Below are 12533 nucleotides of genomic sequence, written 5' to 3'. Positions count from 1 at the left end.
CAACCTCCTTTACAGCATGAATATAGAAGCATTATAAGTCCCTAATCTGAAAATCTCATGAATAGACAAAATAAAGACGCTCCAGGGGCAAGCTCCCGGGGCGTCTTGTTTGGCAGGTGTATGGAATTTGATTTGTGTTTCGAATTCGAATAATCGTTATTAATAAACTTCATAGATGAGCTCGCTTTCCATTTCAAGCTTATGATTAAAAGCCGCGTAAATGTATAGCTGCCCCGCTGGACTGTCGCCAGCATCGTAGCCTAAACGAAAAGTGCGGTCTCCGGCAAACTCCAGCCCGGACAAAACGAGCTCATTCACATCCTCATCAGGATGCATGCCGGCAATCAAACCCAGCGTGCTATCACATAGCTCCTCTAAATGCTCCCACGCTTTTTTTATAATGGGCGACAGCCGTTTCATGTCCGCTTTGGTGGCGACAGCCACACTTATGGCAAGCTCTTTCTCCTTATATAGAAGCGTGGAGGAATAGGATGTAAGTGAGACGTCGTATACGAAGGTTCCAACTCCTTTGATCGTGTGATCGGGCTCGACAATGAGATTGCTCGAATAATCCAGCCGCGCAAGCTTTGGATTATGGCTCGTATCCAGCTTCGAGATTTTATTTTCCGAGCAATAAAGCTCGGCTAAAAGCGCATTATGGCTAATATCCAAGTCTTTAATATGATTATTAAAGCATCTTAAGCTTTGCAGCGCTGGATTGTGGGTTACATCCAATTCCGTAAGATGATTGTTGTTGCAGCGAATTTCAAGCAGGCTCGGACAGTCCTTTACGTTCAAGCTTATTAAATAATTGTTTCCGCAATCAAGGCGTGAAAGCTGTATATTTTGATCCAAATTTATATTAAAAAGGGCATTGTAGCCGCAGTTTAGCTCCTCTAGCTTCGTGTTCTGATTGATTTGCAATTCCGAGAGGATATTCCAATAACAGTCCAGCTTGACGAGCATGGCGTTGCGGCTAATATCCAGCTCCCGAATTCGGTTGAACCCGCAATCCAGAACTTCCAGCTTCCTATTGCTCGTCAAATTCAAGGCATGAATCTCATTTTTGTTGCAGTTAAGCTTTCTCAGATTTAGATTGCTGCTGATATCTAGCTCCATCAGGTTATTGTATGAGCAATCCAGCTCTTCAAGAGACGTAAAATGTTCAATGCCCTTCAGACTTGAATATGTTTGGCTTGCGAGCTGCAGCGATACGATTTGCTCCACATCGCTCGTCTGAATCCATTCGCGATTTTCACAATAATTTTCTAAAATATATGTTTTGAATCGTTCATCTATAAAATCTTCTGTAATATTCATAGCGCTCCTCCTTGAGGCAAAATCCTAATGAATGTAGTCGATTAGTGGCTGCCAAAACTCCAATAGACAGACTAAATCTATCATAGCATAAATTTGGATATTTCCATTCCCAAAACTCGACAAAACCCGTCATTTGCTCCTTCTTCTCTACCATTTACAACGGTATTTTAATGAGATATATTGGAATGGCTAGAAATGTTAGCGCTAACATTTAGTGAGAAGGGAATGATGCGGACCGCTTCGAAAGGTTTAGTTTGTATCTAACTTAAGCTTTAAAATAATCCATTTTGAGAGGGTGGACCATTTATGAAAAAACGAAGCGCAAAATTATTCGTACTTGTTTTGGCAATGTCTCTTATGTTCAGCATGACGGCATCGGCCAGTGCTAATGCCGTAGCCTATGGAATGACCTATTCCGATACGCTCACAGCTGGGCAAACCTCTGCCTATTTTCTTTCTAATGCTAAAACGTCTGGTACAAGCGTTAAGGTAACAGCATCGGCAGCAAATGCCATTCAACTGCATTACTACTGGACCTACAACAATACAACATTGGACCTTGGCACATACGTCGTAAACAGCACAAATTACAATGGCGGTGCGGCCTACTACAGCCCTGGCACTTTGACTACAGTAGTAGAGCGCGTTCCAGGATCAACGACTCCTTTACCTTCCGTATCTTACTCCATTACTTTCAATTAATCGCATAAGTTAACCATCCATTTTTTGAGAGGACGGACCATTTATGAAAAAACGAAGCGCAAAATTATTCGTACTTGTTTTGGCAATGTCTCTTATGTTCAGCATGACGGCATCGGCCAACCCTACTATCATCGCCTATGGAATTACCAATTCCTATACGCTCACAGCTGGTCAAAGCTATACCTACATTCTCCCTAATGCTAAAACATCTGGTTCAAGCGTTAAGGTTACGGCAACGGCAGCAAATGCCATTCAATTGCATTACTACTGGAGCTACAACAATACAACACAGGACCTTGGCACATCCATCGTAAACAGCACAAATTACAATGGCGGCTCGGGCTACTACAGCCCTGGCACTCTGATAACAGTAGTAGAGCGCGTTCCAGGATCGACGACTGCTATTCCTTCCGTATATTACTCTATTACTTTCAACTAATCGCACAAGTTAGCCATCCATTTTGGGAGAGGACGGACTATTTATGAAAAAACGGAGCACAAAACTATTTGTTCTCGTTATGGCAATGTCTCTTATGTTCAGCATGACGGCTTCGGCTAATCCTGCTATCGTCGGCTACGGCGGTCTCTATTATAATACACTTGCTGCTACTCAATCCTATGCCTACATCCTCCCTAATGCTAAAACTACAGGTACAAGTGTTACCGTCACTACAGCCGTTCCTAATGCACTTCAACTGCATTACTACTGGAGCTACAATAATACGACGCTCGATCTAGGAACGACCATCGTTAACAGCACCTATTACAACAGCGGTTCGGCCTACTATAACCCTGGCACTCTAATCACAGTAGTAGAGCGCGTTCCAGGATCGACAATAGCCTATCCGTCCGTATCCTATAGCATTACCTTCAAATAATAGGATTGGACATCGTCATCATTTCTAATTATGCTTGACTTTGTCATTGTAAAATATGGAGTCATACAAATGAACAAGAACACGCGGATACCATTGGGTACCTGCGTGTTCTTGTTTCCCACTCCATGTTCTCTAAATACCATTGTAAATAGAGCTATATCAAACCTCTCCTTTTTTAAGGTGTTGCTCGTATCCTCTGGACTCAAGTCTATCATTTAGGCTCTAAATGATTTCCCCCTTCCAATCAACAACGATTAATCGCTCCTTCTTGTGAAAACACCATTCAATAATTGTCTTTACTAATTCTGGTGTGATAATCGTATCCTCCCAGATTGGAGTCTGTACCCTCATCCAGCCTTGCCAACCGGATCTATCTAATCCTTCAAATTCCCGTCCCTTAATAACGATGTGGGGTGTTTTGGGATTCTTGGACTGACCGACTTCATATGAAACGATCCACTTTTTATCATCTGAAACGATATTTAGCTTTATTTGCCCACAATCGTCATAGTCCGGCTGGACATACCAATAAAATAATCTGGCGTTACATACAATCTTTCTTCTACCTTTTTTATTAATGCCCATTAATCACGCTCCTGTTATTCATGATTTGCTCATAAAGACCTTGCTTTATAGAATACCTCTGATTATTTATAATGAATCTCTTAAGTACTTTTCTTCACCTTTTCAATATGCTCTGCCCTACTATTTAAATCGGTAATGTTTAACCTTCTTACTTTCTCGTAGATAGTTTGTACGCTTTCCTTCGTCACATTCGCTGTCGGATTCTCGGCTTTTAGTCGATTTAATTTCCGGTTAATAAACTCAGATAATTCCACATCATATACAATCAGCTCGTCAGAATGAATTTTGCGCAGCTCGGGATCAATGCTGAATCGACATCTCATGGTAAAAGAAATCACTGAAATATATCTCAATGTTCCATATTCCTCTAAATGCGATTCCAATGCTTTCATATGCCCGTAGTTTTGTCTAAGAGGATTATACATTTTGAAACGATTGCTCACGCTCCAGTGCGTATCATTCCGCCCGCCCTTAATCTCCCCGTTATAGTTTTTCGTTTCAATGACGAATAGTCCATAGGGAGAAATAACGAGATGATCCACCTGGGAATAACCTGAGCGTGACTTAGGATTAGAGATTAGCAAATCACTTAAATACTTGCAGTCTTTTGGCAACTGATCCAATTGAATATTTATTTTATGCTCGCCTAATTCGCCAATACGAGTCGCTTCTATCTTTTTTCGCTGCGGTGGTTTAGACGATTTTCTAGGTACAACGGGCTTTTCAGACGACTTCTTTTTAAAAAAAGCCAAAAACTTATTTAACATTGTACAGCTCCTCTTATATATGACTCTCGGAAATTGACTTTAGGCTTTAAATCATCGATATCCAAGATATGTACATCACTTTATTTCGAAGCGCTAATCCCATTTTTAAAATTCCATTTATATGTATTATATCATCTTGCCTATACAAAGTTTTGTTTGCCTCCTTATACTGTGAGAGATTCTCAATAAGAAAACTGGAGAACGCCTAGAGTGACTCGTAATGTCCATGGAAGCGGTCTAAGCTTTTTAGCGAGTTCAGATGCAAGCTTGTATTAGGAGCAAAAAAAGAGAGGCTCGATACCCCTCTTTACGATTTACTTCAATACATCCCTATTTTATTGTCCTGCTCCACTAGCTGCGCCCTAATTGATTAACCTCTGCTCGGCACAACATCTGAAGTCATCCTCGATTCCCGGCTGGAATCTGTTTTCCCAGCTTCCTGCATTACAAGTAATCCAATTAACAAGGACACAACGCCGATAATGATCAGCAGCGCCCCCAATTCCTGACCGTAGGCTGCTAGCTCCCCCTCGCGAAAAGCCATCCCGCGGATGAGGCGGTTAAGCCAGTTCAAAGGCAATGCCCATGCGAAAATTTGAAAAGGCTCTGGAAACGCAAGCGGAGTCAGCTGAATTCCCGTAGCAAGAAACGATGGATACAGCACCAAGCTGGTTCGTAAACTGATTTTGGACTGGTCTTTGGCAGAATAGCCAATCAACATTCCCACGAGTGACAAAGCAAAGGCATAAACAAGCAAGGGGATGATAAAAACATAGGGCTCCGCTTCAAACCGCATGGCCCCCACCTGTTTTAATAATCCATAGCACAGGAGCAGGGATAGGGAGCTCAGAACAGCGTAAGGTACACTGCGCATCCACAGCTGCAAAGGCGACTTTCCGTTGGCGAAGAGCTTTCCCTCCTGACGCAGGCGAGGTACAATCGAGCCAGCAGCACTTGTTGTAATCATTAAAACGACTATATTTACAAAGCCAAGCACCATAAAGCCGACATAGCTTGTGGTCGGATTAAACAGCATACGCTGCTGAAGGGACAACGGTGAGACGAGCCCTTTGGACGTTTCGGCATCCATCCCTTTTTGCAGCAGACGGGTCATGGAAACGGTCGTATTTTCCGTTACGATGACTTCCTGAATCGCGGTTCGGATGCCAGTCAGCCCTGAGGGCATCGTATTATCCATTAAAATGCCGATATTCGTTGATATTCCCTGCAGCTGACGCTGCTCCAACTGTTTGGGAAGCATGATGACCGCTACAGCCTGCTCATTAGCCAGCAATGCTTCTGGGGCCATACGGCTGGCGTACACGTTAGTGACTTTCATGTATGGGGAAGCATTTATTTTGGAAATGATCTGCCGGGAATATGCACTGTGATCCTCATCAATGACGACAATAGGCGATTCACTGATCTGGTTCTGCGAAAACATTAATCCAAAAAAGATGGCCGCAATTATCGGACCGATAAAGATCATGCGAGCATACTTGCTGCCCGCTACGTGCTTCCACTCGTCAATCAGCGAATTCATCAAGTCTCACCTCCGCGGTCATGCCCGGAAGCAAATCAGCATTTGATTCCATAGCTATTCGAACAAGGAACATGCTTAAATCAGCTTGCCCTTTCTCACGACTCATACGCAGGTTGGCAAATTGAGGCGCAGCTGCAATGGAAGCTACAACACCATCGATCTGAACTTGACGCTCCACATATGGAAAATGAACCTCTACCCTTTTATTGACCTCAAGCTTATCCATTTCACTTTCCTGAATGTATAGATCTGTATAGAAGGTATTCTTTTGCAAAATCGCAACTGGCATGCCTTGTGCCAGCTGTTCCCCCGGCTTTACAGCGACTCTGCTGATCAATCCGTCATCCGGCGCAAGCACATCGATTTCCCCTTCGCCAGCTGATTTAACCTTAAAGAGCACATCTCCCTGTTTTACGGAATCGCCTGCAGCTGCATTAACCTTTACAATCATCCCTGGACTCTTGTCATAAAATAGGGTCGTTTGCTCCGCCTCAAGCACACCTTGCTTCCTGCTCTCAGCCTGACTGACAGCATCCTTTCCTTTCATCGCAAGAAGCGAACCTCCCACGATAAGCACCATCGCAATCCCGATATAAAAACCTGCTTTTATTTTCATTGTTGTATCTCTCCCATTCCAATTGTCGATATGCGGTTAAATCTGCTGCTCTTTTTTCCTCATCCTCATTTTTGTGACCGCGTTTTCGGCAGCCTCCATAATCACTTCTCCCAATGTAGGATGGGGGTGAATCGTCATAGCCAAGTCTTCCACGGCTGCCCCCATCTCGATCGCAAGGGCAAGCTCCGATATAAGGGTGGATGCCTCCACTCCAACGATTTGCGCACCAATGACGATTCCTGAAATCGGGTCCGCCACCACTTTGACGAAACCTTCCGTTTCCTTCAATGCCAATGCTCTTCCGTTGATTACGAAAGGGGCTTTACCGACAACAATCGGGATGGCTTTTGCCTTTGCCTCCGTTTCACTTAAGCCCACACTAGCCAGCTCTGGATTGGAAAAGACGACGAGCGGAATCGCTTTATAATCGACCTCGGAGGCATAGCCTGCAATCGCTTCGGCCGCAACTTTCGCTTCATAGGAAGCCTTGTGTGCGAGCGCCGGACCAGCCGTAATATCTCCAATTGCAAAAATATGCGGGATAGCCGTTCTGCACTGTTTATCCGTACTGATCAGTCCTCTGCTTGTCACTGGCAGGCCGATGCGATCCAGCCCTAACTCGCCGTCTGTATTTGGTTTTCTGCCGACAGTGACTAATGCATATTCCGCTGTAACCTGATGCTGCTCTTGATTTTTAGAATAATGAAGCGTAATGCTCGCGGAATTCTGTACCATTTTCCCCGCCGTCGCACCCGTTACGATATTTATCCCATCAGCCTTCAACTGCTTGACAACAGGGGCAGCAAGCTCCGCCTCGAATCCCGGCAGCACTTGTTCTCCTCCCTCCAAAATCGTCACCTTTGTGCCAAATTTGGCATACATCTGCCCAAGCTCAATCCCGATATATCCACCGCCGATGACCACTAAGCTAGCAGGAACCTCTGGGAGTGAAAGAGCCTCTGTGGAAGACAGCATACGCCCGCCGAACGGAAAGGCTTGCAGCTCAATCGGACGAGACCCCGTTGCCAGTATGGCGTACTTGAAAGAGATGAGCTGCTCCTGTCCAGCTTGTTTGATAAGTGCTGTATGTTCATCAACGAAACGAGCTTCCCCCTCCAAAATGCTCACATCGGCAGTCTTTAATAGATAACTAACTCCGCCTGCCTGCTTGTTCACAATTCCCTGCTTGAAAAGCTGAGCATTCTTAAATGACGCTGCCGCATCTGCATGATAGAACTCTTGGAGCAAATCATGGCGATGTGATTCTGCGATCAACGCTTTGGATGGAATGCAGCCAACATGCGTGCATACTCCCCCAAGCTGACTGCGTTCAACAATTGCCGTCTTCATTCCAAGCTGTGAACAGCGCAGCGCCGCCACATAACCTCCCGGACCTGATCCAATGACTAACGTTTCTACCGATTCAAGCTTACTCATATCGTGATACCTCCTATTGAAGTTGCCTCTCTAAATATGATGATCGTAATATATTATAATCATCATATTTTAAAAACGTCAACAGCCGCGTTTAGCCTTTTTGGAGCTAACCGCTAGCTTATCGCTAAATTGACAGGCTTAATTATGACGATTATAATATTTTAAAGGATGGCATGATGAAGTTAATGATGATGTTATGGGGTGATTACAATGCCGTATCCCAAAGGCCATAAGCTTAAAGTAAGGAATAAGATCGTTGAAAGTGCTGCCCAGGCTTTTCGCACCAATGGTATCCACGATGTAAGTGTTCCGTTCATTATGAAGGGGGCCGGATTGACCCATGGAGGGTTTTATTCGCATTTTGACAATAAAGAGCAGCTGGTCGCCGAAGCGTGCCAGTATGCCATTAGCGATACGATCGCACTGCTGCAGAACATCGCTGATCAGGAGCTTCAAAATCCCAAAATCAATACGGTCATTGATTATTATTTAAGTCCGTACCATCGCGACAAAACGGAGATGGGCTGCATTCTTCCTGCCCTTTCCAGCGAAATATCCCGTTCCTCCGAAGAGGTTCGGCAAGTATTCACCATTGAATTGGAGCGGATGATTGCTTTTATCTCCAATCTGGCGGAAATCGACCTAACCAAAGGCAGCGCCCTGCTGAGCACTATGGTCGGCTCCCTTGCTCTTGCACGTTCTGTTCACAATCCTGAAATGAGCGACAGCCTTCTCTCGGCAGGCAAACAGTATGCCAAAGCGTTGGTTATGGCCTAGACTTGTCCAAGCTGCTAAGCACAAAAAAAACACGCCCATAAATGGCGTGTTTTTTTGTTCAAGTAGTTGCTCCCGGCATTGAGGCGCACGGAAGCACTTAGACTCCAATTGGGAGCTTACCCTTTTACCCCGCCTACCATCATGCCTTTGACAAAATATTTCTGCAGGAAAGGATACACCATAATAATCGGCACCGAGGCAACAATCGTCATCGTAGCACGAACGGCCATAGGCGTAACCATATTTTGCTGTGCTCCGCTGGCTCCTTGAATCATCCCATCCATGCTCGATGTTCCGGTGGTCGTATTGGAGTTTTGCAGAATTTTCTGCAGTTCATATTGCAAGGTGCTTAAATTGCTGTCTGATGAATTATATAGAAATACGTCGAACCACGAATTCCATTGGTATACCCCGGAAAATAAAGCTACCGTTGCAAGCACGGGTACCGTTAACGGTAAAATAATACTGAAAAAGGTTCTGTAATCTCCTGCACCGTCAATTTTTCCCGATTCAAGGATGCTTTCCGGAAGATTCTCAATAAAGGAACGAATGATGATCAGGTTGAACACGCCAATGATTCCCGGAAGAATGTATACCCAGAAGCTTCCAATCATCCCCATATCTCTCATTAGGAGATAATTTGGAATTAGGCCGCCGTTAAAATACATAGTCATAATAAAGGCCACCGTGATGAATTTGCGGAGCACATATTCCTGTCTGCTGAGCGTAAAAGCCAGCATGGCCGAGCAGAAGACGGTTACGACAGTTCCTATGACCGTTCGCAGGACTGATATGAGAGTCGCATGAAAAATAGTCGCCTCTCTAAAAATGTAGCTATAGTTAGCGATTGTCCACTCTCGTGGCAGCAGGTATATTCCGCCTTTTATTGAATCCTGTGCACTGTTGAGAGAAACCGCAAGTACGTTCAAAAATGGATAGAGAGTAATAATCATCAAAAAAATCATGAAGCTGTAGTTGCAAATGACAAACAAGCGGTCACCGGTGGAAGAGCTCATTCGATGCTTAATCCGTTTATTCTTTTTGACAGCTACGATTTCCATTCGTGCTCCTCCTTTTCTAATACAGCCTGGCTTCTCCCATGCGTTTCGCGGCGTTATTCGCTATAAACAATAGGATGAAGCTGACCACGGTTTTGAACATGCCTGCTGCAATAGAAAGAGAGAAATTGCTCTGCGCAATCCCGTATTTCAGCACGAATATATCTATGTTCTCGGAATAGTCAACATTCATGCCGTTGCCCAGCAAATACTGTGGTTCGAATCCCGACTCCAGCAAATAACCGATATTCATAATTAGCAGTATGATTACAACAGATTTAATACCAGGCAATGTAATATAGATCATTTTCTTGAATCGATTCGCACCGTCAATCTCTGCAGCTTCATATTGCGTAGGATCAATCGTCGTCATTGCCGCCAGATACACAATTGTATTCCATCCTATGTCTTTCCAGATAGAGCTTGCTCCGAAGATGGTCCAGAAATACTCTGGAATGCCTAAGAACAAAATTTCATTGCCGCGATCAATAAATCCCAACCCGACTAACAATTGGTTGATTGTTCCGTCCGGCGACAAGGTCGTTTGGATAATGCTCGCTGCTACCACCCAGGATATAAAGTGTGGCAAATAACTCACGGTCTGAACGACGCGTTTAAAGGCGATATTGCGTATTTCATTTAGCAGCAAAGCAAGTGTAATCGCTGTGATGAAGCCAAAAATCAAATTAATCGAGCTCATAGCCAGCGTATTGCGGAGAACTCTGAGAAATCGGTCATCCCCAAACAAAAATTTAAAATGCTCAAACCCAATCCACGCTTGATCCATAAATTTTTTAGCCGGCTTATAATCCTGGAAAGCGATGGTCCAGCCCCATAGCGGTAAATATTTAAATATAATCAGCCATATTAAAAAGGGAACAGACATGATGGCGAGGGCACGCTGTTGAAACAGCTTTTTAAAGAAATGCCTGATTCGGTTCTCGTATTTATTTCCCTTGGATTGGGAAATGGCCAATACCGTATTTTTGTCCACCTGTATTCTCTCCTTCCAAAACCACACGGGTAAAGCAAACATTCAGAAAGGCCAGCCTCAACCGATGCAGTCTGGCCTTTCTCATAAAAGGGATTACTGGTTCGCCATCGCAACCTTCTGCTTCACTTGCTCCGTTGTCCATTTCTCATAGCCCGCAGTGTCCAGCTTGCCGAATTCCTTCATATACTCCTCCCATACAGCATCAAATTTATCCGGAGTTGCCATTACCATTTTCGGGAAGTATTTCTTCGTCATTTCATCCTTGCTTGCTTCCCATAGCTGTTCCGGTGAGTTTTGCTCCTTCGCAAATCCCCAGGCAGGAAAGTAAGGACGGCTGATCGGCTCAGCGTACAACTGGCTATAGGTTTGCACCCCATACTTCTCCAGAATGAATTTATCCTTCTCCGTCAGTGTCATTTGGAAAACCTCTGGCTGGCTGGCAACATTTCGCGCATTTCCGTTAGCCAGTGTAGAGGTAGCATTATACATTGGCCAGTTCCAGCTGTAATATTTGAAGCCAAAGCTCTCTCTGAACGTCTCATCAATTTTGTCAATTTGCTCTTGAGTTCGATAGTAGCGGCCTTCTTCATTTACTTCATAGGTTTCGCCCTTGATTCCCCATGACAACAGCGTCTGATTCTCTTCTGTCAGCATATTGTCAAAGTACTGGATGATTCGGACCGGGTCCTTGGCGCTGACCGTAATCCCGATTCCGCGGTTGGTTACTAGTCCGCCCGGAGGGTCCAGATAAGCATCCGGGGTATTTTCATCAAAGGTAATGGGCAGCGGGAAGTAATTATATCCGTCCAGGGAAGGATCCTTTCTTGCCGCATCCTTCAGGACATTAAGCGCATTATCTACCTGCCAGCGGTAATCGAAAAAGCCGAGTACCTTATGGGAAGTTAATTTGGCGATATACTGGTCGTAGTTGTCCACAAAGGACGCTTTGTCAAAAAGTCCATTTGCATTCAGTTTATTTAATTCTTTCAACCACCTCTTAGTAGCGTCAGAACCAGCATACGTTTTTGCTTCCCAAGTGCTGGTATCTACAGTAACGTTGCCGTCATTCGGGTAACCCATAAGGTGCATAGGCGGATTGGAGGTGGCAAAAAAACGCCAGTCATGTGTAAGTGATACTAATCCAGTCAAATTTTCGTCCTTATGCTTATCTCGGTAATTCGTGATTAGCTCGACGTACTGATCCAAAGTTTTGATCTTGGGATATCCGGCTTCCTCCAGCACACGACGCTGCACCCAGAAAGCTGCTCCGGCTTCCGGCTCAGGAATAAAATCGTTCACTTGCGCAGCAATAGGGAGGAAATAGATTTTTCCATCTTTAGCTTTCATTTGATTCAGCGATTTTCCATAAACCCGCTTGATATTCGGACCGTATTGCTCAATGAGATCATCGAGCGGTATAAAAGCGCCTGCATTCAGCACTTCTTCTATTGCTGCATCCGGGATTAGCACATCAGGGTAATCGTTAGCGGCAATCATCGTTCCAATCTTTGTATTTAAGTCGCCGACTACAAACTCCAGCTTGAAATTCACGCCGGTTTGATCCTCAAGGAGCTTGCCGATTGTAGTTTGATTGGTATTGCCATCCTTCGAACCGGCTACCCCGTTGAAAATTTTAAATGTTACTTTATCCTGCTTGGCTCCTGTAGTTGCATTGCCACTCTGCTCCGCCGTTCCTGTATTCTCCTTCGTATTATTGTTGCCAGAGCAAGCTGTAATCACAGATAATGATAATACTGCTGTTAAACAGAGAAGCCAAATTCTATTGATTTTGTTCATTGCTTTTACTCCCCCTTTTATATGAATGGTGTGTTACTCCCTTAGTATAAAAGCGTTTT

General features: G+C 44.4%; 13 protein-coding genes. 4 read left to right on the top strand and 9 right to left on the bottom strand.

Annotation, left to right across the window (positions count from 1 at the left end; translation table 11 throughout):
* Nucleotides 1-159 precede the first annotated feature (159 nt).
* Nucleotides 160-1320, bottom strand: coding sequence for a leucine-rich repeat domain-containing protein (locus tag AC6B99_RS02010; RefSeq protein ID WP_496662621.1), 1161 nt, complete (start codon nt 1318-1320; stop codon nt 160-162).
* A gap of 306 nt (nt 1321-1626) precedes the next feature.
* Here AC6B99_RS02010 and AC6B99_RS02005 point away from each other — a divergent pair, with 306 nt between their 5' ends.
* The 3 genes from AC6B99_RS02005 to AC6B99_RS01995 are packed head-to-tail and all read left to right on the top strand — an operon-like array spanning nt 1627 to nt 2900.
* Nucleotides 1627-2022, top strand: a complete 396-nt coding sequence (locus AC6B99_RS02005; protein ID WP_496662620.1) for a hypothetical protein — start codon at nt 1627-1629, stop codon at nt 2020-2022.
* A 43-nt stretch (nt 2023-2065) separates the two neighbouring features.
* Complete coding sequence (locus tag AC6B99_RS02000; RefSeq protein ID WP_494880068.1) at nt 2066-2461, top strand: hypothetical protein; 396 nt, start codon at nt 2066-2068, stop codon at nt 2459-2461.
* Nucleotides 2462-2504: 43 nt separating this feature from the next.
* Nucleotides 2505-2900, top strand: coding sequence for a hypothetical protein (locus tag AC6B99_RS01995; protein ID WP_496662619.1), 396 nt, complete (start codon nt 2505-2507; stop codon nt 2898-2900).
* Between the two features lie 222 nt (nt 2901-3122).
* Here the strand turns inward: AC6B99_RS01995 and AC6B99_RS01990 are convergent, their stop codons facing one another.
* The 5 genes from AC6B99_RS01990 to lpdA form a co-directional block, all read right to left on the bottom strand.
* The gene (locus AC6B99_RS01990) at nt 3123-3485 is read right to left on the bottom strand and encodes a hypothetical protein (protein WP_056034568.1); all 363 of its coding nucleotides are present in this window, start codon (nt 3483-3485) and stop codon (nt 3123-3125) included.
* An 80-nt stretch (nt 3486-3565) separates the two neighbouring features.
* A complete protein-coding gene (locus AC6B99_RS01985) occupies nt 3566-4252 on the bottom strand; it encodes a nuclease-related domain-containing protein (protein ID WP_056034565.1) in 687 nt (228 codons plus the stop codon).
* Nucleotides 4253-4622: 370 nt separating this feature from the next.
* On the bottom strand, nt 4623-5795 hold the full coding sequence (locus tag AC6B99_RS01980) for an ABC transporter permease (RefSeq protein ID WP_496662618.1): 1173 nt from the start codon (nt 5793-5795) through the stop codon (nt 4623-4625).
* Nucleotides 5779-6411: a biotin/lipoyl-containing protein gene (locus tag AC6B99_RS01975; RefSeq protein ID WP_494859068.1), complete on the bottom strand. Its 633-nt coding sequence runs from the start codon at nt 6409-6411 to the stop codon at nt 5779-5781. The genes AC6B99_RS01980 and AC6B99_RS01975 overlap by 17 nt, the downstream gene beginning before the upstream one ends.
* Before the next feature lie 36 nt (nt 6412-6447).
* Nucleotides 6448-7848 carry a dihydrolipoyl dehydrogenase gene (gene lpdA / locus AC6B99_RS01970; protein WP_496662617.1) on the bottom strand — a complete coding sequence of 467 codons (1401 nt, stop codon included), beginning with the start codon at nt 7846-7848 and terminating at the stop codon, nt 6448-6450.
* Nucleotides 7849-8058: 210 nt separating this feature from the next.
* On the opposite strand from lpdA, the gene AC6B99_RS01965 reads away from it, so the two are divergent.
* Nucleotides 8059-8625, top strand: coding sequence for a TetR/AcrR family transcriptional regulator (locus AC6B99_RS01965; protein WP_056034553.1), 567 nt, complete (start codon nt 8059-8061; stop codon nt 8623-8625).
* Nucleotides 8626-8741: 116 nt separating this feature from the next.
* Here the strand turns inward: AC6B99_RS01965 and AC6B99_RS01960 are convergent, their stop codons facing one another.
* From AC6B99_RS01960 to AC6B99_RS01950, 3 genes are all read right to left on the bottom strand, one after another.
* Nucleotides 8742-9686, bottom strand: a complete 945-nt coding sequence (locus AC6B99_RS01960; RefSeq protein WP_442952529.1) for a carbohydrate ABC transporter permease — start codon at nt 9684-9686, stop codon at nt 8742-8744.
* Between the two features lie 16 nt (nt 9687-9702).
* Nucleotides 9703-10677, bottom strand: a complete 975-nt coding sequence (locus AC6B99_RS01955; protein WP_235533132.1) for an ABC transporter permease — start codon at nt 10675-10677, stop codon at nt 9703-9705.
* Between the two features lie 93 nt (nt 10678-10770).
* A complete protein-coding gene (locus AC6B99_RS01950; protein WP_056034550.1) occupies nt 10771-12474 on the bottom strand; it encodes a type 2 periplasmic-binding domain-containing protein in 1704 nt (567 codons plus the stop codon).
* Between the last annotated feature and the right edge of the window lie 59 nt (nt 12475-12533).

It is taken from the genome of Paenibacillus liaoningensis, assembly GCF_059609455.1.
Note: the sequence above shows the minus strand (reverse complement) of the source record. Positions and strands in the feature narration are given on the sequence as shown.